We start from the raw sequence: 20,187 nt of genomic DNA on the forward strand, positions 1-20,187 counted from the left end.
TGACAGCGTCCGCTGAGGATGGGGAGTTGGCGTTGTTCGCGCGCACAAGCGCAGCGCCCCTCCTCAACTCCCCGCCAACATCCAACGCGACCCGTCGTGCATGTCGCGGTCGCCTCGGACAGCTTCTGCCGACCTCGAATCGGATCGCTCGAATACCCGGGAAGAAGAGCGCCCATGCCTCCCGCCGCTGCGCGAGAGAGCCGAGCGTCCGCCCCGGGTCGGAAGCGACCGAGCCGCGCGCCCGCGCGGCTACCGGAACGCCACGCGGAGCTTGGCGCCGAGGAAGCGGCCGGTGTCGTCGTAGCCGCGGGCGCCGGCGATGCCGTACTTCTCGGCGCCGGGCTTCAGGCCGCAGAGGAAACCCAGGGACCCCATCACGTCGTCGTCGCCCGAGAGCTTCGCGTCGACGGCTGTCTGCGCCACGCCGGGGATGCGTACGGGCCGCTCGCCGGCATAGCGCGGCGCGAAGGCCGGTTGGGCCTGGAGCTGGCCGGGGGGCGCGGCGCGGGTGGCGGCGATCAGGGCGCCCGCCTGCGGGGACAGGGTCTCGGCGTCGGCGTCCGTCGCGGCGGCGACGGCCATGGCGGCGGCTGCGGCCAGGATGATGACGATCAGCTTCATGCGGGCGGGCTCCTCGAGGGCCTCGGAGGCGACCCTCGCCTATAGGTACGCAGGACGCAACGTCAGGATGCGGCCCGGGAGCCTGCGAAAACGCCGAGCCGCTATTCCGCCGCCATGGGCAGGATCACCGCCTCGCGCCCGCCGCGGACGAGGCCGCCGGGCAGCGCGCCGGTGTGCTCGCCGTCCTGGAAGGTCACCTGGCCCGACTTGATCGTGTAGCGGTAGCCCTCGGCCTTCTGGACCAGGCGGCGGCCGCCCGCCGGCAGGTCGTGGACGGCGACCGGCCGGTCGAGGTTGAGCGCCTCGAAGTCGATGATGTTCAGGTCCGCCAGCAGGCCGGGCTTGAGCTGCCCGCGGTCGTTCAGGCCGTAGGCGCGCGCCGTGTCGCTGGTGAGCTTCCGCACGAGGAACTCCAGCGGGAAGCGGTCGCCCTTCACCCGGTCGCGGGCCCAGTAGCTGAGGATGAAGGTGGGCATGCCGGCGTCGGCGATGACGCCGCAGTGGGCGCCGCCATCGGAGAGCCCGAACAGCACGTTCGGGTGCTGCATGTTCTTGCGGAAGAAGTCGAAGTTGTAGGTCACGTAGCCGCCGAGCGGCTGGTAGAAGAGCTCGCGCCCGCCGTCGCGCAGGAGCAGGTCGTACATCATGTGGAGCGGGGGCACGCCGGCGGCCTGGGCGAGGCCCGCCACCGACTGCTCGCGGTCGGGCTCGTAGTTGGGCCGCTCGCCCAGCGGGAAGATCCGCCACAGGAGGCTGCCGCCGAAGGCCACCGCGAGGTCGCCGGCCTGGCCGTCGCCGATGGCGGCGCGGATCAGCGGGCTGTCCTCGGAGAGCAGCGCGGCGCGGATCTCGGGCGTCCGCATCAGCGCCAGGCGCTCTTCGAGCGAGGCGTCGGCCAGCTTCGCCTTCCAGGTCGGCGAAGCCATGAACACGTGGAAGCTCGAGGTCAGGCCGTGCAGGATGCCCGTCGGGCGGCCGGCGATCTGCGGCCGGATGTCCATGCCGTGTTTCCGGCTCTCCTCGGCGATGTTGTACATCTTGTCGCCTTCGTAGGCGCCGGCCGAGGTGGCCACGAGGGTGACCGGCAGCTTGGTCTCGGCCGCGAAGCCCTTGACCCACAACCACTCGTCGTCGTCGCCCAGGTGGTCGGAGACCATCTCGAAGACGCCGTGGCGCAGGCCCTTCATGGACATGCCGAGCGCCAGCATCTCGTCCGAGCCGGCGAAGGTGCCGGGCATGTGCACGCCCTTGAGGTCCTTGTGCAGCAGGGTCCGGCTGGTGGAGAAGCCCAGCGCGCCGGCCTCGACCCCCTCGCGCACGATGGCCGCCATCTGGGCGATCTCGTCGGCGTTCGGCTGGTAATCGGTGTTGCAGCGCTCGCCCAGGACGTAGGCCCGGACGGACGCGTGGGGCACGTGGGTGCCCACGTCGATCGCGCGCGGCTTGGCCTCCAGCGCGTCGAGGTACTCGGGGAAGCTCTCCCACTTCCAGTCGATCCCCTCGGCCAGGGCCGAGCCGGGGATGTCCTCCACGCCTTCCATCAGCTCGATCAGGAAGTTCTCCTGGCCGGGGCGGACGGGCGCGAAGCCGACGCCGCAGTTGCCCATGATGGCGGTGGTCACGCCGTGCCAGGACGACGGCGCCATCACCGGGTCCCAGGTGGCCTGGCCGTCGTAGTGGGTGTGGATGTCGACCCAGCCGGGGGTGACCGTGAGGCCCGTGGCGTCGATCTCGCGCTTCGCGGCGCCCTCGACTTTGCCGACCTCGACGATGCGGTCGCCCTGGATGGCGATGTCCCCCTGGAAGGCCGGCGCGCCGGTCCCGTCCACGATGGTCCCGTTACGGATGATCAGATCCCGCATGGCCGTCCTCCCGCATCACATGTTCTGCGAAGGACGATACCCCGGCGCCCCTGGGGAAGTGAAACGGGTTTTAGGTCGCGAGGCGGGGCGTTGGGGCGAGGCCCTGCCGGCCACCCCCTCCCCGCCGGCGCGTCGCGCCGCCGGACCTCCCCCAGGGGGGGAGGATCTTTGGGGGATGCTCCCCCTCTGGGGGAGCTCGCGAAGCGAGAGGGGGCGCGGCGGGACCTGCACAGGTCAGGCGCACAGCCGCCATCCCCCCACCGTCATCCCGCGGCTTGTCCGCGGGATCCATGCCGGCGGCTGCGGGGCGGTCGGGTGGCGCGGCAGGGGTCCTGCGACGTCGGTTGGCTCACAGCCGGCGGAGGCATGGGTCCCGCGGACGAGCCGCGGGATGACGGGAACGTGCGGGGCGTGCGGGGGCGGCTCCCTAGTGGACGGCGACGATCTCGACCTCGGCGCCGTTGACCTGGACCACGTCGCCGACGGCGCGGGTCAGGAGGGCGCGGGCGAGGGGGGAGACGTAGGAGACGCTGCCGGCCGCCGGATCGGCCTCGTCCTCGCCGACGATGCGCCAGGCCTGGCGGCGGCCGTCCTCGCGCTCGATCTCGACGGTCCGGCCGAAGGCGACGACGCCGGGCGGGGCGTCGGGCTCTGTGAGCTGGGCGGAGGCGCGGCGGGCGGACCAGTAGCGCAGGTCGCGGGTGGCGCGGGCCATGGCCGTGCGATCGGCGGCGACCCCGCCCCCGGCCTGGGCCGCGGACCAGGCAGCGCGCGCCGCCGACAGCCGGGCCTCGATGGCGGCGAGCCCGGAAGCGGTGACGAGGTTCGGGTGCGGCGACACCGGCCGGTCAGGCAGGTCGGCCGCCTGGGCCTCGTAGTCCTCTTCGCGGGTGAAGGCGACGGCCATGGGCGAGCGATCCTAGACCGGGTTGGCGCCTGAGAGAACCGGCGCAGGCGGGCGGAACGGCGCCGCCTCCACGTCGTTCCCTGCCCGAACCATGAAGGGAACACCACCCATGAAGTCGCTCCTCGCCCTCGCCATGCTGCCGGCGCTCGCCCTGGCGGCCTGCGAACGCCCGACCGGGTCCTCGCCGCAAGGCTCGGACGTGGCGGCGGCCATGCCCGACACCACGGCCCCCAAGTCGGGCGGGCCGCTGGCCGCCGCCCCGGACGCCGGCGCGACCGGCGCCGTGCCTCCGGCCGACGCCGCGACGCCGGCTGTGGCGCCCGAGCCGGCGACCGCGCCTGGGACCGCCGGCGACGGTCGGGTCGACCCGCCCAACTGACCGGCGAGACAGCCGCATTCGTGCGGCAAGCCGCCGCGCAACCTGAGATTTGCCCCCCGGCGCCGTTCATCCCCTTGAAAGGCGTTGCATCTACCCTGAAGGGCATCGCGGCGCCGACCGCGGAACAGGGAAGCCGTGGTCGACATGGGGGCCGACGAAACGGCGGCGGAGGCGCTTGCCTTCATCGCCCAGCACACCAGCGATCTCATCGCGCGCTTCGGCGTGGACGGGCGGATTCGGTACGTGTCTCCGGCCGTCCGGCGCTACGGCTATGCGCCCGAGGCGCTGGTCGGCCAGCCCATCGCGGCGCTGACGCATCCCGACGATCTGCAGGGCCTGATGGCGCACATCCTGCGGCTCGCCCAGGACGAGACCGATGGTCCTGCCCGGCGCGAGACGCGGTTCCGCACCGCCGATGGAACCTGGTTGTGGTTCGAGGGGAACCCCCGCCCGGTGCGGAACGGCGCCGGCGAGGTCGAGGTCGTCACCGTGCTGCGCGACATCACGGACCGCCGCGCGCTGGAGGATGCGGCGCGGGAACAGGCGGAACTGTTCGAGGCCGCGTTCCGCAGCGCCGGCTCCGGGATCGCCATCGTCACGCCGACGGGCGTGATCCGCCGCGCGAACCGCGTCTTCTGCCGGATCGTGGGCTACGACGAAACCGAAGTGGTGGGCCTGGCGGCGGGCCGGCTCATTCACCCTGACGACATCCCCGGTGTCCGGGCCCGCGCCGAGGCGCTGCTCCGCGGGGAGATCGAAAGCTCGGCCTCGGAGGAGCGCTACATCCGCAAGGACGGCTCGACCGTCTGGGTCCACACGACCGCCTCGGCCGTGCGCGACGCCCAGGGTCTGCCGCAGTACTTCGTGTGCCAGGCCCACGACCAGACCGCGCGCCGGGCCACCGAGGACGCGCTGCGTGAGAGCGAAGCCAGGCTGCGGGAGCAGATGGACCTGGTGGAGAGCGCGTTCCGCTACGCGGTCGTCGGCAAGGCGCTCGTCGGGCCGGACGGCCGCTTCCTCCGCCTGAACGACGCGTTCTGCCGGATGGTCGGCTACTCCGAGGCCGAACTCCTCGATCTCGACTTCCAGACCATCACGCACCCGGACGACCTCACCGCCGACATCCACCTCGTGAAGCAGGTGATCGCGGGAGACATCGACAGCTACCGCATCGACAAGCGCTACATCTGCAAGAACGGCGAGTCCGTGTGGGCGCGGCTGGGCGTCTCGCTCGTGCGCGACGCCGAGGGCCGGCCGAAGTACTTCATCTCGCAGGTCGAGGACCTGACCGCGCAGAAGGCCGCCGAGGCGGCGCTGCGGGAGAGCGAGGCGCGGTACCGGCTGATCGCCGACAACATGAGCGACGTCGTCGTCCAGCTCGACGCCGAGGGCCGCATCACCTACGTCTCGCCGTCCGTCCGGGCCTACGGCTACGAGCCGGGCGCCCTGCTCGGCCTGCAGACCGATCACCTGGTCCATCCCGACGATCTCGAGCCGACCCCGGCCGGCGGCGAACGCGCCGGAGAACCGGCGGACGGGATCTACCAGGCCCGATTCCGCGCCCGAAACGGCGAGTGGATCTGGATGGAGAGCAATGCCCACGCCCTGCGCAACGAGCACGGCGAGCTGGTGGGCGAGATCAACGTCCTTCGCAACGTCGGCGAGCGCCGCGCCCAGGCCGAGCTGTTCGAGACGGCCTTCCAGCAGGCGGCCACCGGCAAGTGCCTGGTGGAGCTGGACAACCGCATCGCGAAGGTGAACAGCACCCTCTGCCGGATGCTGGGCTACACCGAGGCCGAGTTCATCACCCTGAACGGCGACGACCTCATCCATCCGGACGAGCGGGGCCGCGGGAACGGAGAGATCGCGCGTCTCCGGGCGGGCGAGATCGACAGCTACACCCGCGAGCGCCGCTTCCTGAAGGCGGACGGGACCTACCTCTGGTGCGAGATCACCATGTCGATGGTCCGCAATCCGGACGGTTCGCCGAAGCACTACGTCACCGAGCTGCGCGACCTGACCGAGCAGCGGGCCGCCCAGGCGGCGCTGCGCGCCTCCGAGGCCCGCTACCGGATGATCAGCGAGAACACCTCGGACCTGATCGTCATGTCCGACCTGAGCGGCAAGGCGATCTACGTCAGCCCCAACGTGCGCATGTCCGGCAAGCTGCCGGGCGACATAGAGGGGCGCTCATTCGCCGAGAGCATGCATCCCGACGACGCGGGCGTGGTCTTCGAGGCCTTCCGCAAGCTGGCGCTGGAGGGCGGCGCCACCCGCGTGCGCTGGCGCGCCCGCAGGGGCGACGGGTGGCAGTGGATGGAGTCCAACCCCAGCCTCATGCGCGATCCGGAAACGGGCGAGCCCACCGGATTCCTCGACGTCATCCGCGACATCGACCGCCAGGTGGCTCAGGAGGTCGAGATCGAGCGCGCCAAGGCGGCGGCCGAGGCGGCCGCGGCGGCCAAGTCGCAGTTCCTGGCGAACATGAGCCACGAGATCCGCACGCCGCTGACGGCGGTGCTGGGCTTCACGAACCTGCTGACCGAGCTCGATCTGCCCGGGCCGGCGGCGGGCTATGCGAACCGCATCGCGGGCGCGGGCAACGCGCTGCTGGCCATCGTCAACGACATCCTCGACTTCTCGAAGCTGGAGGCCGGCAAGTTCGAGATCCGCCCGAAGGCCATCGAGGTGGCGGCGGTCTGCGAGGAGACGCTGCAGCTGTTCTCGACCCAGGCCGACGCCAAGGGGCTGTCCCTGCGCTTCGAGGCCGACCCCGAGGCGGCGCGCGTGGCCATGCTGGACGGCGACCGGCTGCGCCAGATGCTGATCAACCTGATCGGGAACGCCATCAAGTTCACCGAGGCCGGCGAGGTCGCCCTGGTCCTGGCGGCCGGCGGGGCGCCCGATTGGCTGCGAATCGAGGTCGCCGACACGGGCCCCGGCCTGGACGCCGAAGCCCAGGGGGTCCTGTTCCAGCGCTTCACCCAGATCGACGGCTCGATGACCCGCCAGCACGGGGGCACCGGCCTGGGCCTGGCCATCAGCCGCGGCATCGCCGACGCCATGGGCGGCCATATCGGCGTGGTCAGCGAGCTCGGATCGGGCGCGACCTTCTTCGTGGAGCTGCCGGCGCCCGCCGCGGAGCTTCCGTCGCAGCTGGCCCACGAGGACGGCCGGCCCGTCCAGATCGAGGGGATCCGGGTGTTTGTGGTCGACGACAACGCGGCCAACCGGGAGCTCTCGCGGCGGATCCTGGAGGCTGCCGGAGCCGAGGTCGACGAGGCTGCGGACGGCGCCGAGGCCCTCGAGCGGCTGGGCCTCTTGCCCGTCGACGTGGTGCTGATGGACCTGCGGATGCCGGGCCTGGACGGCCGCGAGGCGCTGCGGCGGCTTCGCCGGGCCTCCGGCCCCAACCAGCATGTGCCGGTCCTGGCGTTCACGGCCGACGCCGACCTGGAGGGCGAGGGCGACCTCGCGGGCTTCGACGGGCTGGTGCGCAAGCCCATCCAGCCCCTGGACATGTACACGACGATCCTGAGCGCCACGACCTGGGCGCCGGAGGAGGAAGACGCTGATGTCGCTGGCTGAAGGGCGCCGCCGTCGCGTACTCGTGGTGGACGACGACGCCTATCTGACCGAGCTGCTGGTGACGCGCCTGGAGCTGGCCGGCTTCGAGACCCGCTCGGCCCGCAACGGGTCGGCGGCGCTGAGCCGGCTGCAGGACTTCAAGCCCGAGGCGATGGTGCTGGACATCAACATGCCGGTGCTGGACGGCTTCGGCGTGCTCTCGCAGATGAAGGCCCAGGGGCTGTCGGACAAGGTCCCGACGATGGTGCTGACCGCGCGCAACGCCGCCGAGGACGTGGCGAAGGCCATCCGGCTGGGCGCCAAGGACTACCTCGCCAAGCCGTTCCGCGACGAGGCGCTGATCGCCAGGGTCGGCCGGCTGCTCCAGCGACCGCGGGGCCCGAAGGGCTGAGCCCGGCCGGCATTCGGCTCAACACCGTCCGATCGTCCCGGCGAACGCCGGGACCCAGATCCATGCCCGAGACCCTGACTGGAAGGGCTCCGAGCCTCTCGAACCTGCTGCTGAGCCATTCCATCTGGGTCCCGGCATTCGCCGGGATAGGCGGTACTGAGGACGGACGCCATAACCTCGTCTGTCCCGACAAGACGCGCGCTAAGCCGCCCGCCGCGGCTCCATTTCGTCGGCGGCCCCGAGGCTCATCTCGAAGTCCTGCAGGGTGTCCATCAGCTGGATCACGTTGGCGGCGAGCGGCCGGCCGCGCGGGAACTGGTAGCGCCAGTAGGTGGCGATGTGGCTGACGAGGCCGCAGCCGTCGCCCAGCTGGAGGAACATCTCAGGCGAGCGCAGCAGGAAGTCGCGGAACGCCAGGGCGTTGCCCTGCACCGTCAGCTGCTGGAACACCTCGTCATAGACGCCCAGGTAGTTCATCACCACCTTGACCTGCCGCTCCATCTTCTGGCGCAGGCGCTGCTTGAGTTCCTCGATCTCGCGCCGGGTCTCGGTGTCCATGGGGCCGATGACCTTCACCTTGGACAGCTCGGCGAACACCTCGCGGAGGTTGGCCCAGAGCGTGTTCAGGACCCACTTGTAGTAGAGGAAGCCTTTCCAGGCGAAGATCCCCTCCTTGTAGTTCTCCTTCTCGAGGCGAAGGGTGAGGCGCAGGGGCTCGAGGCGGTCGTCGGTCCGGGCCGAGAGCAGGGCTTCGACCAGGCGGTTGATGTTGTTCTCCTGACCGTCGGTGTCGCGGTAGGCGAGCTCGATCAGCTTGGCGATCTCGGAGCCCACGAATCGCTGCATCCGGGCCAGGTCGGGCGCCGAGATCTCGAAGTGGGTCGGGCTGATGTCGAAGCCGCGCCGCTTCATGTGCTCGCGCACCAGGAACGGGTCGAGCGAGGGCAGTTCGTCGATCGCTTCGAGCACGGCGATGTCGCGGGGGAAGTCCGGGAAGTCGCCCCGCAGTTCCTCCAGCACGTCGAGCCAGCCGCGCTCCTGGACGAACACCGAGCGCCCGCCCAACCCCAGGTCCGAGCGCTCGAAGGGGATGATCAGCTTGGTCGCGGTGTAGCGGGCGCGGTCGAACACCTCGCGCTCGGCCTCGCGGAGCCGGTGTCGCACGAGCACGGCGCCGTTCAGCGTCTGCGCGGCGAAGAAGGGGTTCTTCTCGTGGTCGGGGTTGCCGGCATGGCGCACCGACAGCGCGGCCAGGTTCAGGACACGGCTGGTCGAGGCGGTCTTCTCGAGACCGCGCAGACTGCGGAACGTGCGATCGGACGATTTTCCCAAACGCTGGCTCTCCCCCGATCCCGCCGGGCCGAAGGGGAGGGCCAGGCGCGATCGCGACATCCTGAGATTGGAACGCAAGTGTTACTGAGAGTCCGACAAAGCGGAGCTTGGCCCCAGTCTGACGCAGTAAGGTTGACATTCGCCTACCCAAAACGGGGGTTTGCGACCGGACGCGCCGGCGGGCGCGCGTACCGCGAGTCGCCTCTTGCGCGAAAATCGGCTGGCGAACAGGTTGCGGCGGAATCGAGTTCTGGGGGTTCGGAATGATGTGGGCGAGCGCCGGCGCGGCGGCGACGGTCTTGGGTCTGGGCGCACTGGCGTGGGCGGCGGGGGCGCAGGAGCAGCCGACGTTTCCCGCGTCCCTGGAGCGGGCGACGCTGCTCGCCTGGATGCAGCGCGAGACCGACATCCTGCCCGAGCGCGTCGTGGCGGTGACGCCCCAGTCGGTGACCTCGGTCGTGTCGACCTTCCCGGCCGGCGGCGGGCAGGGCCCCAGGGTGGTGATCCGGGCCGAGGCGCTGTCGGCCGAGACCTTCGCGCGCACGGGATCCCTGTCGTGGCACGTGTCGCTGAGCGCCGACTGCCAGGCGCGGCGGGTGCGCCTGGGCGAGACGACCGGCTATGTGCAGCGCAATCTCCTGGGCGAGCGGCGGCTTCTCCGCGAGGCCGACGCCGACTGGCGCGTCCCCGAGACGGGCACGGCGCTGGAGTATGCCCTGCGCGCGGCCTGCGACCCGGACTTCCAGGGACCCTTTCAGACCAGGACCGTCAAGGTCGCGGCGACCGAGGGCGCGCCCTCCACGACCGCGCCCCCCCCGGCGCCCGCGCCTGCGCCAAGGGCTGCTGCGACGGCGGCCGCGCCGGTCGCCAGGGTCGCCCCCGCGGCCGGCGCCATCGTGGCGCAGGTGGGCGCGGCGCCCTCGGTGGCCGACGCCCAGAACCTGCTGGCGACGCTGGGGCGGCGCGTGGAAGGACGCACCACCTGGGTCGAGACCGCGCAGGTCGGCGGCAAGACCTGGCGCCGGGCGCTGGTCGGCGGGTTCGCCTCCACGGCCGACGCGCAGGCCTTCTGCGCCGAGCTCAAGTCGGCCGGGCGGGCCTGCTTCGTCCGCGCCGGCAAGCCGGGCTGAGGCCGCGCCCGGCGCGGTCGCGAAAACGCCACAGCGGCGCCGCTTAAACCCCTGGTCAAGGCCATTGGGTGCGTAGTGGTTCGATGCTCGCAGGATTGAGGCACGCATTGATGAGCCCGGTGACGGGACCGATCGCCACCGGCGTGGCGCTCGCGCTCGCGCTGGCCTACGGCGTCTCGGCCTCGATCTGGCGCTCGGAGCGCGCCGGCTACGAGGCCCGGATCGTCGAGCTGGCCCAGGCGTCCAACGCGACGAACGCGCGGCTCCGGACGGACCTGGCGGCGTGCCATGCGGCGAGGGCGGCGGCGCCGGCCGTGGTGGCCGAGGCCGGACCCGACGCCCAGACGCCCGCGGGCGCGCGGCGGCTGCTCCAGCAGGGCCCCGAAGGCATCGACGCCTGTGCGCGGATGGAGAGCGCCGACCGGGCGGTGCTCTCGAACCTCAAGGAATGAGCGGCCGCGTGCGCCAGCTTCTGCTCGTGGTCGCCGCGTCGGCGGCTCTCGCCGCCTGCCAGACCGTGCGCAAGGTGGACCTGCCGCCGCCTGCGCCGCCGCCCGCGCCTGTGGCCGCGCCGCCGCGGAAGCCGCCGCCCCCGGTGGCTCCGCCGCCCGCGCCGCAGCCCCGGGCCTGCGTCCCCTCGAACCTGCCGCCCGTGCCGCGCTATCCCGACAGCGACTCGGCGCTGCGCAACGCGCCGGGGGCCGCCGAGCGCTACCAGCTCCTCGCGGCGGGCCGGATCCTGCGCCAGCAGCGGCTGCGGCAGCTGGAGGCGGTGGTCGAGGCCTGTCGCTAGGCCCCAAACGAAGACGCCCCAGCGGTGAGGCCGGGGCGTCGTGACCGCAAAGGCGCGGGGCCTCAGCGGAAGCGGTACTGCACCTCGATCCCGTAGGTCCGCGGCAGGATGTAGGACACGGTCTGGTTCACCCGGTTGAACAGCGGGTGGTTCACGTTGTTGTTCACCTGGTTGTTGGTTATCCGTGTGCCGCTGACGCCGGCCGAGCCGCGCTGGTCGAAGGCGTTCTTCAGATAGGCGATCACCGTGAAGCGATCGTCCCGATCGTTGAACAGCATCCGGAAGTCGGTCGTGCCGTAGGACTTGGCCTTGTTGTAGTAGGTGTTGAACACCGAATAGTACGTGGCCGCGCGCCACACGTAGTTGCCCGACAGGGTCAGGTTCCCCTGCTCGAGCTCCCAGGTGTAGTTGGCGTTGACCGCGATCCGGTGCGGCGTCGAGGACGGCAGGCGGTAGCCGCTGATGTCCTGGTTGACGTTCACCAGCAGCGAGCAGGCCGGCGGCGTGCGGCCGGGGATGCAGGCGTTGGCCGCCTGGGCGGAAGCGGGCGCGATCCGAGCGCCCGGCTGCAGGGCCAGCGGGTCATCCGGATCCGGCGTGAACACGCCCTTTTTGATCTTGGCGTTCAGGTACGAGTAGTTGGCCAGGATCTGCAGGCGGTCGATGGGCTGCCAGATCGTCTCGAGCTCCAGTCCGTAGTTCTCGGCCTTGGGCACGTTGACGAACCGGGTCTGGTTCGCGCCCAGGGTCTCGTTGAAGAACGAGAGCGGGATCTGGATGTCCTGGTAGTCGTAGAAGAAGGCCGAGACGTTCGCCTGCAGGCGGCCGCCGAAGGTCTTCTTCAGGCCCACCTCGTAGGCGTCGATGATTTCCTTGTCGGTGGTGACGAAGGTCTGGAGCGTCGTCGTTCCCGAGTCGAAGCCGCCGGCCTTGTAGCCGCGCGAGTACTTGGCATAGGCCAGCGTGTCGGCGTCCGGCTTCCAGTCGACGCCGAAGGTGCCGGTCAGCGCGCTCCAGTTCTCGTTGAGGGTCCGGTGGCGCAGTCCGGTCGTGGGATCAGTGTAGATCCCGGCCACGCCGCCCACGACCGACGGGTCGGTCACCTGAACGCCGCCGATGGTGCTGAAGCCCGGCGAGGCGACCGCGGTCACGTCGACAGGGCGTCCATTGACCCGCGAGACCGGGCAGGTCGCCGTGTAGAGGCAGAAGAGCCGTGCGCCTTCGAACGAGGTCTTCTCGTCGTAGGTGTAGCGGAGGCCCGCCGTGACCTTGATCTCCTCGGTCGCCTGCCAGTCGACCTGACCGAAGGCGGCGTAGGACTCGTTCTTGTTCTCGGACTCGCCCACCGCATAGCGGCGCAGCGGGTTGGGGGCGGCCGCGACGGTGGAGGTGGGCGCCGTCGCGCTGAACAGGATCGGCGTCTCGAAGCGCGCGTCGTCCGGGAAGCGGGCGTCCGACAGGCGGTAGTTCGAGCCTTCGCGGTACTGGTAGACGCCGAAGAGCCACTGCAGCGGCCCGTCATGGGTCGAGGCGATGTTGATCTCGTTCGAGAACCACCAGACCTCTTCCTGGTACTGGTTGTGCTGCCGCGGGAAGTAGATCGGGCTGACCGTCGCCGGCTGCCCCGGCAGGCCGAACAGCGGGTTGGCCAACGGGCCGAGCAGGAACGGCGCCTGGCGCGACGTGCCGTCCAGGTCGGTCTGGAGGCGGTAGTCGTAGTAGGTCAGGCCGGTGATGTACTTGATGTCGAAGTTCTGAGCATGGAACGTCACGTTCAACGTCGTCGTGTTGCTCTCGAGATTGATGAAGTTGCCGTCGTCGGTGTTGTAGCAGAACTGGCAGGTGTTGCCGGGCAACGCCGTGGTCGTGCCGAAGGCGGCCGAGTTCGGAGTCAGCGGCGCCTGCAGCGGGTTGTCGATCACCCGGAAGCCGTAGGCGGCCGTGGTGCGGCCGCCAGGGCCGCGGCCCAGCGTGTGCCACTCGGTCGTCGAGTGCTTCAGCCACCACTCCAGCTTGCCGTCGGCGAGGCTGCCGTCGAGCTGGCCCTCGACGGTCCAGACGGTGCCGCGGTTGCCTTCGTCGGGGACGGCCGGGTTCAGGTTCTCGAAGACGCCCTTGCCGATGTTGCCCCAGGATCCGGCCAGGCGGCCGCGGATGCCGGCGAACAGCGGGCCCGACACGGCCGCTTCGAGCGCCTTGCTGTCATAGTTCCCGTACGAGCCGCGCGCCTCGGCGTAGAAGTCGTCGGTCGGGCGCTTGGAGATGATGTTCAGCGCGCCGCCGATGGCGTTCTTGCCGTAGAGGGTCCCCTGCGGTCCCCGCAGGACCTCGGTGCGCTCCAGGAACAGCGTCGACTGGGCGAAGGCCGTGACCGACGACGTGTAGAAGCCGTCGTTGTACATCGCCAGGCCGCCCTCGGTGGAGCGGTTGTTGGAGAAGCGGCCGATGCCGCGCAGCGAGGCGCGGTCGTTGTTGGTGGAGTAGGCGAGACCGGGCGTGAAGTTGGTCAGGTCCTGCACCGAGTTGATGCCGACGATCTCGCGGCGTTCATCGGTGAAGGCCGACACGGCCACCGGCACGTCCTGCAGCGACTGCTCCCGCTTTTCCGCGGTGACGACCAGTTCCTCGATCTCGTTGGTCGACGACGCCTGCGCGTGCGCCACGCCCGAGATTGCTGTCGCCGCAAACACGCACGACAGCAGCATACTCTTTCGAGACAACATGTTTCCCCCAAGCCCGTTTTCGACAGCGCCTTGATGGCGCTTGGTTTCGAATGTCCGGCATGGCGGGGCATGCGTCAACAAGCCTTTCCGCCTACGGAAGGCGAAATCGCACGGGCTGTTGATCTGAAGTCGCGGTCGGTAACGCAGGTCGGCAAAGTCCCGGCGGAGCGCGGAGAAGATGCGGCGGACGCGGTCGAATTGAGCGCCCGGTCGGGTCGCCCGGACGCGGGCTCAGGCCACGCGGTCTACGTCCGGGACCACGCCTGCGGCGCGCCAACAGCCGGTCAGGCCGATGCGGTCGGCGAGGTCGGCGAAGCGGGGATCACGGCGCATGCCGCGGGAAACCAGGACGAACATCATGTGGGTCTTCCGGCGGCGCTGGTCCTCGACCGAGAACTGCCCGGGCCGCCAGCGGACGCTGGCGATCAGGGGGGCTCTTTCGAGTAGCAGTCGCGGGCGTCCCCGTTCGGAACGCGCCCTAGGCGCCCGGGCGTCTCCGGGCCAAGGTGCGGTCCGGGGAAGGCGCATGGCGAGCTACCGCAGACGGCTGGAGCAGGACCTGGACGGCTGGATCGGCCGCGGCCTCGTGCCGGCCGAGAGCCGCAGCGCGATCCTGGACAGCGTGGGCGAGGGCCGCCGCCTGGATGCAGCCACGGCGCTGGGCATCGTCGGCGGCCTGCTGGCCGGGGTGGCGGCGATCGCCTTCGTGGCCGCGAACTGGTCCGACATCCCGCGCATCGTCCGCTTCGGCCTGATCCTGCTGCTGTTCCTCGGCGTGGCGGGCGCGGGCGCCTGGGCTGGCGCGCGCGGGCGGCCGGTCGCCAGCCAGGTGCTGCTGGCGGTGGCGGCGATGGTGTTCGCTGCGGCCATCGGGCTGACGGGGCAGATCTTCGACATCGCAGGCGATCCGCAGGCGGCGCTCCGGTTCGCCGCCGTGGCGGCGGCGCTGCTGGCGCTGGCGGGCGGGTCGGCCTGGACGGGCGTGCTGGCGCTGGTGTTCCTGGGCCTGGGCGAGTTCGCGGGCGCCGGCCTGTTCTCCGGCCGTGGAGCGCCGTGGCCGTGGTGGCTGGGACTGGGGTCCGCGGCGGGGGCCGGTCTCGCGATCCGCTGGCGCTCGCAGGCCCTGGCGCACGCGGCCGGCGTGGCCACGGTCGTGACGGCCGGCCTGCTCTACGGGAAGATCAGCGAGTACGAGGCCGGCCCCGTCGTGGCGCTGGCGCTGGGCGCCGTGGCCCTGGCGGCGGGCGCGCGGCGCGCCCGGGAGCCGTTCGCGCCGGCCGCCGGCGTGCTCTACGGCTGGTGGTCGGCGGCCGCGCTGTCGGCGGCGGCGGCGATGTTCGTCGATCTCAGCGGGACCGTGGGACTGGAGGCCTCGGACCGGGGCGTCGTGGTCAGCCTGCTGATGCTGCTGGTCTCGGGCGCTGTGGTCGCGCTGGGCCGGGTGGACCGGCATGGCGGCGTGACGGCGGTGGGCGTCCTGGGCCTGATCGGCGCCGGAGCAGCGCTGCTGACCAGCCTGGGCGTCAGCCTTCTCACCTCCGCGGCCGTGTTCGGGCTGGCGGCGCTGGTGGCGCTGGCGGCGGCCTTCGTGCTCAAGCGGAGGGCGGCATGAGGGCCGGCGCGCCCGTGCGCATCCTCGCCGCGGCCGGCGTGCTGGCGCTCGCGCTCGTGGGCCTGGTGGCCCGGGAGACCATCGCCCGCGAGCAGGGGACCGAGGTGCGGCTCGCCCTCGCCGGCTACGACCCGCGCTCTCTGCTGCAGGGGCACTATGTGCGGTTCAACCTCACGCATCGCTTCCCGCCGGGCTCGAAATGCCCGCCGGGCTCGGCGCCCGAGGCCGGGCCGGCGGAGGGCTGGGTGGCGCTGAAGCGGGAGGGCGATCACCACGCGCCGGCCGGCGCAGCGAAGACACGGGCCGAGGCGCTGAAGCTGGGCGAGGTCGCGGTGCGCGGGCGGATCGACTGCTTCGCCGACAGCGTCGCTGGGGTGAGCCGCATCCTGCGTCCGGGCGAGGCGCCTCCCGAGCAGCGGCCGGCCCCGCCGGAGCCCCTGATGGTCGGACTGGGTCTCGGGGTCGACCGCATCCACCTCGAGCAGAAGGAGGCCGAGGCGATCGAGGCGGAGTTGCTGCGGGCGCGCCCCGAGGGTGGCCCGCCCGGCTACGCGGTCCTGTCGATCGGCCGGGACGGCAAGGCGCGGGTGAAGGGCCTGATCGTCGGCGACCGGCGGGTCGAACTGGACTGGTACTGACCTCTCCTCGGCCATCGCGGCCGCGATGGGGAAGGCAATCACATCCGGAGGCGTGAGGGACGGTCAAGCCGCCCCGCTACCAACCGCAGAGATCGCGGAGGCGGCGCGGAGGGCGCGGAGATCTCCGCGCTCTCTGCGTTCGTCTCTGCGTCCTCCGCGGTTCAATGGAGCGCCTGCGGCGCCCGCAGAGATGCCCGCTACTCCGACAGTTCCACCGACTCGGGCTTCCGGCCTTCCGCCTCGGCCTTGCGGGCGCCGGCGAGGATGCCGGGGAGCGAATAGTTCCCCTCGTGGCAGGCGTACTCATAGACGGGCCCCTTCGAGGCGTTGAGCGGCATCTCGGCCTTCCAGACCGACTTGTAGACGGCGGGATCGTCCACCTCGAAGCGGTAGAGGATCTGGTCCTTGGAAATGCGCGTGAAGCGCTCGGTCACCTTGGCGTCGGGGCTGAGGTAGAGGCTGGCGCCGAAGTAGGGCCGCAGGGACTCGCCCGGGTTGAAGCCCGTGGTCTCGACGACCAGCGTGTCGCCCTCCCAGCGGCCGGTGGATTTGCCCATCCACTCCGGATGGTCCTTGGGCAGCCGGCGCGTGTCGGTGAGGCGGATGATGCGCGCGTCGTGGTTCATCTCGACGACGATGACCACGGCGTCGGCGGTCTGCTGGATCTGGTAGTGGTTGTTGTAGAGCACGTTCATCATCGGCGGCCCGGCGGTGGAGCCGAAGCCCAGGATGCAGCGCTCGCCCAGCGGCCGCGCCTCGGGGCCGTCGAAGGTGTTGCGGGCCTTCATCAGGGTGTCCTGGTAGCGCTTCCAGCCCTCGGGCCGGTAGGGCAGCTTGCCGTCGGCGGGCTCCACCAGCCAGGAGGTGCGCACCTCGCCGGCGATGCGGCCCATGCGGGTGCCGGGATCGACCCAGAAGGAGTTGTAGCCGCCGGGATCCTCGCCGGCCGCCGGGGCGCCGGCGTTGGGGTCGGACGGGCGGTTCTGGGCGGCCATCATCCGCGCCCGCATGGCCTCGACCTGCTGCGCCTGGGCCTCGGGAATGGTCAGGGTCTTGAACTGCGGGCCGCGCTCGAGGCTGGTCAGGGAGGCGTTGGTCCAGACCCCCTCGAGGTCGGGCTGGCCGAAGGCGTTCCTGGGCGCCTTCCAGACGGCGTCGGCGCTGGCGGCGGCCGCGGGCGCGGCGGCGAGCAGGGCGGCGGCGAAGCCGATGGCGAGTCTTGGGAAGAGGGCGCGCATCGGCTCAGGCCTTTCTGTCGGTGAGGGCGGCGTAGACCGCGTTGGGCGAGATTTCGCGGACCGGCGGGGTGCCGCGGCCGGGGATCGACCCGTCGAGGTTCTGGATCATGCCGACGAAGACGATGTCGTGGGTCGGGTCGATCCAGAACCAGGTGCCGAACGCGCCGCCCCACCAGTAGCTGTCCTGGCCGTGCGGCAGGCCGCTCTCGGCCGGCCGCTCGTGGACCGCGAAGTCCATGCCGAAGCCGAGGCCCTTCTGCACCGGGCCGTACAGGTCGACGCCGACGCCGGGCCGCAGCACGCTCTTGCGCATCAGCTTCACGGTCTCGGGCTTCAGGATGCGCGCGCCGTCGAGTTCGCCGCCGTTCAGCAGCGCCTGGCAGAAGCGGTAGTAGTCGGGCGCCGTGGAGAACAGGCCGCCCGAGCCGGACAGGAAGCGCGGCTTGCTGGTCTGAATGCGGGGCTCGCCGGCCGGGACGAGCCTGCCGTCGGCGTACGTGTGGACGCGGACCACGCGGGCGGTCTTGGACGGGTCCACCCAGAACTGGGTGTCGGGCATCTTCAGCGGATCGAAGATGTGCCGCTGGAAGTAGGTGGCGAGGTCGAGGCCCGAAATCTTTTCAACCACATAGCCCTGGATATTCACGACGGGGCCATAGGCCCAGTCCGTGCCCGGCTGGCTCTCCAGCGGCAGCGCGGCCAGCTTGTCGATCATGCCCTGGAGGTCGGTCTCGGCCAGGTTCCTGTCGGCGTAGACCGAGCTGACGCCGAAGCCCGCGGTGTGGCTCATCAGCTGGGCCATGGTCATCGGCTGCGCCTGATCGACGAGGCCCGCGGCCGTCTTCACCTTCAGGCCGGCGAACTGCGGGATGTGCCTGGCGACCGGGTCGTCCAGCTTCCACCTGCCCTGCTCCCACAGCTGCATCATGGCCACGCCGGCGATGGGCTTGGTCATGGAGGCGATCCGGAAGATCGAGTCGGCGGCCATCGGCGTGGCCTGCGAGACGTCCTGCCGCCCGTAGGCGTCGAGGTTCACGACCTTGCCCTTGCGGGCCAGCAGGGTGACCACGCCGGCCAGTTTCTGCTGGTCGACGAGGGCGTGCATCTCGCGGTTCAGCGCCGCCACGCCGGCGGCGGAAAAGCCTGCGGAAGCAGGGGGTTGGACCGTGACCTTCGCCCAGGCCGGGGCCGCGAAGCCGGCCGCGGCCGCCCCCAGCAGAAGATTGCGCCGATCGAGCATCTGATCCTGTCCTCCCCACGCCGGTCCGTTCGCGGACTCTCGCGCCACAGCATTCCCTGTCTTCGAAGAATGGGCCAGCCGTTTTGCGGCCGTGTTTCGCTCAGCGCGTCCCGGGCCCGGCCGGCCGGGCGAACTCGGGCGGGAAGGGCCCCTGGGCCGCCCCGTCGGCGCGCCTCAGCATCGCGCGGAAGCCCGCGTCCCGGGGCAGGGGGATGTCGGTCCCGCCGCTGGCGGCCAGCATGTCGAACAGCTTGCCGTTGAGCTGCTTCACGATCGCCTCGTGGCCCGGGCTGAAGATGAGATTCTCGGCCTCCAGCGGGTCGGCCTGCAGGTCGTAGAGCTCGTCGATGTCCCAGAGGCCGTGGTAGCGGATGTACTTGTACCGCTGCTCCCGCACGGCGTGGACCGTGGGCGTCATGGGGAAGTTGCGCTCCCAGTAGTACTCGTAGAGCAGCGCCTGCCGCCACGGCGCGGGCTTGCCCTGGGCGAGCGGCAGGGCGTTGGCGCCGGCCAGGCCCTTCGGCGCCTGCAGGCCCGCGGCGGCGAGCAGGGTCGGCGCGACGTCGATGTTGGCCACCACCTGGTCGACCACCGTCGCGGCCGGGAACAGCTCGGGGCAGCGGGCCAGCATGGGGATGCGGATCGATTCCTCGTAGGCGGTGCGCTTGTCGATCAGGCCGTGCTCGCCGAAGGCGAAGCCGTTGTCGCCCATGTAGAGGATCAGGGTGGAGTCCAGGACGCCGCGGCGCTCCAGGTGGTCCATCAGCCGGCCGGCGCTCTCGTCGACGGCGAGCAGGGTCTCGGCGTAGCGGCGGTAGTACTCGGCGATGTCGAGCCGAGAGTGGTAGGGGAAGTCGACGCCGTGCCAGCTGTTGCGCTGGTCCTGCACCCAGCGCGGCCGCGACCCCGGGTTGGCGGGCGCCGCCATGGTGGCCGGGTAGCGGAACGGCGCGCCGGCGTAGCGGCCCCTGTGCCGCGCGGCGGGCACGAAGTCGGAATGCACCGCCTTGTGCGACAGGAAGAGCAGGAAGGGCCGCTCGCCCGTCCGCCCCTCGAGCCAGCGCAGCGCATAGTCGGTGAGTTCGTCGGTGATGTAGCCCTGCTGGGGGACCTTGCGGCCGTCGACGTTCAGGCCGTTCGGGCTGGGCAGGTAGGTCCCCTGGCCCTTGAAGCTCACCCAGTGGTCGAAGCCGGGCTGCGGGTCGTCGCCCTCGGGGCCCATGTGCCACTTGCCGACGAAGGCGGTCTCGTAGCCCGCGCGCTGCAGGTGCTCGGGGAAGAAGGTGAGCGCCGGGTCGATGGCGTGGTTGTTGTCCACCACCCGGTGCTGGTGGGCGTAGAGGCCGGTGAAGATGGAGGCCCGCGACGGCGAGCAGAGGGCCGTCGTGACCATGGCGTTGCGGAAGTGCACGCCCTCGGCGGCGAGGCGGTCGAGGTTCGGCGTCTCGAGGAACGACTGGGTCTTCAGGAAGCCGAGGGCGTCGTAGCGGTGGTCGTCGGTCAGGATCACCACGATGTTGCGCGGCTTCGCTCCGGCCAGCCGGGCCAGCGGGGCCGGCCGGCGGCGCGGCCCCGGGGCCGCGGCCGCCGCGGCGTCCCACGAGAAGAGGCCCATGGGCGCAGCGAGGCCCAGGCCCGCCAGCAGCACCCGGCGGTCGGTCGAAGTCTCGTGGCTCATGTGCGCCTCCCGCGGTCATCGGGCGCCGGCGCCGGCAGGGCGTCAAGGGCGCGGC

General features: G+C 71.2%; 17 protein-coding genes. 8 read left to right on the plus strand and 9 right to left on the minus strand.

The window, feature by feature from the left end:
• Positions 1-249: 249 nt before the first annotated feature.
• From AC2D8W_RS18335 to greA, 3 genes are all read right to left on the minus strand, one after another.
• Entirely contained in the window at positions 250-621 is a 372-nt protein-coding gene (locus AC2D8W_RS18335) for a hypothetical protein (RefSeq protein ID WP_484672732.1), read from the minus strand.
• Positions 622-722: 101 nt separating this feature from the next.
• A complete protein-coding gene (locus AC2D8W_RS18340; protein ID WP_484672733.1) occupies positions 723-2,483 on the minus strand; it encodes an N-acyl-D-amino-acid deacylase family protein in 1,761 nt (586 codons plus the stop codon).
• A gap of 427 nt (positions 2,484-2,910) precedes the next feature.
• Entirely contained in the window at positions 2,911-3,390 is a 480-nt protein-coding gene (gene greA, locus AC2D8W_RS18345; protein ID WP_484672734.1) for a transcription elongation factor GreA, read from the minus strand.
• Between the two features lie 109 nt (positions 3,391-3,499).
• Here greA and AC2D8W_RS18350 point away from each other — a divergent pair, with 109 nt between their 5' ends.
• The 3 genes from AC2D8W_RS18350 (at position 3,500) to AC2D8W_RS18360 (ending at position 7,748) form a co-directional block, all read left to right on the plus strand.
• The gene (locus AC2D8W_RS18350) at positions 3,500-3,769 is read left to right on the plus strand and encodes a hypothetical protein (RefSeq protein ID WP_484672735.1); all 270 of its coding nucleotides are present in this window, start codon (positions 3,500-3,502) and stop codon (positions 3,767-3,769) included.
• A gap of 144 nt (positions 3,770-3,913) precedes the next feature.
• Positions 3,914-7,357, plus strand: a complete 3,444-nt coding sequence (locus tag AC2D8W_RS18355; RefSeq protein ID WP_484672736.1) for a PAS domain S-box protein — start codon at positions 3,914-3,916, stop codon at positions 7,355-7,357.
• Positions 7,344-7,748 (plus strand): response regulator transcription factor, encoded by a 405-nt coding sequence (locus tag AC2D8W_RS18360; protein ID WP_484672737.1) that lies wholly within the window; start codon positions 7,344-7,346, stop codon positions 7,746-7,748. Before AC2D8W_RS18355 ends, AC2D8W_RS18360 begins: the two co-directional genes overlap by 14 nt.
• Before the next feature lie 201 nt (positions 7,749-7,949).
• Here AC2D8W_RS18360 and AC2D8W_RS18365 read toward each other — a convergent pair whose 3' ends face one another.
• Entirely contained in the window at positions 7,950-9,140 is a 1,191-nt protein-coding gene (locus tag AC2D8W_RS18365; protein WP_484672738.1) for a hypothetical protein, read from the minus strand.
• Positions 9,141-9,343: 203 nt separating this feature from the next.
• Between AC2D8W_RS18365 and AC2D8W_RS18370 the strand changes: the two genes are divergently transcribed.
• The 3 genes from AC2D8W_RS18370 (at position 9,344) to AC2D8W_RS18380 (ending at position 11,003) form a co-directional block, all read left to right on the plus strand.
• A complete protein-coding gene (locus AC2D8W_RS18370) occupies positions 9,344-10,210 on the plus strand; it encodes an SPOR domain-containing protein (RefSeq protein ID WP_484672739.1) in 867 nt (288 codons plus the stop codon).
• A 110-nt stretch (positions 10,211-10,320) separates the two neighbouring features.
• Positions 10,321-10,662: a hypothetical protein gene (locus AC2D8W_RS18375; protein ID WP_484672740.1), complete on the plus strand. Its 342-nt coding sequence runs from the start codon at positions 10,321-10,323 to the stop codon at positions 10,660-10,662.
• A complete protein-coding gene (locus AC2D8W_RS18380) occupies positions 10,659-11,003 on the plus strand; it encodes a hypothetical protein (protein ID WP_484672741.1) in 345 nt (114 codons plus the stop codon). Before AC2D8W_RS18375 ends, AC2D8W_RS18380 begins: the two co-directional genes overlap by 4 nt.
• A gap of 62 nt (positions 11,004-11,065) precedes the next feature.
• On the opposite strand, the gene AC2D8W_RS18385 is transcribed toward AC2D8W_RS18380, so the two are convergent.
• On the minus strand, positions 11,066-13,708 hold the full coding sequence (locus tag AC2D8W_RS18385; protein ID WP_484672742.1) for a TonB-dependent receptor: 2,643 nt from the start codon (positions 13,706-13,708) through the stop codon (positions 11,066-11,068).
• A gap of 249 nt (positions 13,709-13,957) precedes the next feature.
• A complete protein-coding gene (locus AC2D8W_RS18390; RefSeq protein ID WP_484672743.1) occupies positions 13,958-14,086 on the minus strand; it encodes a hypothetical protein in 129 nt (42 codons plus the stop codon).
• A gap of 166 nt (positions 14,087-14,252) precedes the next feature.
• Between AC2D8W_RS18390 and AC2D8W_RS18395 the strand changes: the two genes are divergently transcribed.
• Both AC2D8W_RS18395 and AC2D8W_RS18400 read left to right on the plus strand, forming a co-directional pair.
• A complete protein-coding gene (locus AC2D8W_RS18395; protein WP_484672744.1) occupies positions 14,253-15,338 on the plus strand; it encodes a DUF2157 domain-containing protein in 1,086 nt (361 codons plus the stop codon).
• On the plus strand, positions 15,335-15,976 hold the full coding sequence (locus AC2D8W_RS18400; protein WP_484672745.1) for a GDYXXLXY domain-containing protein: 642 nt from the start codon (positions 15,335-15,337) through the stop codon (positions 15,974-15,976). Before AC2D8W_RS18395 ends, AC2D8W_RS18400 begins: the two co-directional genes overlap by 4 nt.
• A 197-nt stretch (positions 15,977-16,173) precedes the next feature.
• Here the strand turns inward: AC2D8W_RS18400 and AC2D8W_RS18405 are convergent, their stop codons facing one another.
• The 3 genes from AC2D8W_RS18405 to AC2D8W_RS18415 form a co-directional block, all read right to left on the minus strand.
• Complete coding sequence (locus AC2D8W_RS18405) at positions 16,174-17,214, minus strand: hypothetical protein (RefSeq protein ID WP_484672746.1); 1,041 nt, start codon at positions 17,212-17,214, stop codon at positions 16,174-16,176.
• Positions 17,215-17,218: 4 nt separating this feature from the next.
• The gene (locus tag AC2D8W_RS18410) at positions 17,219-18,454 is read right to left on the minus strand and encodes a serine hydrolase domain-containing protein (RefSeq protein WP_484672747.1); all 1,236 of its coding nucleotides are present in this window, start codon (positions 18,452-18,454) and stop codon (positions 17,219-17,221) included.
• A 100-nt stretch (positions 18,455-18,554) separates the two neighbouring features.
• A complete protein-coding gene (locus tag AC2D8W_RS18415) occupies positions 18,555-20,132 on the minus strand; it encodes a sulfatase family protein (RefSeq protein ID WP_484672748.1) in 1,578 nt (525 codons plus the stop codon).
• Positions 20,133-20,187: the final 55 nt, after the last annotated feature.

It is taken from the genome of Phenylobacterium sp. T106 (assembly GCF_057219735.1).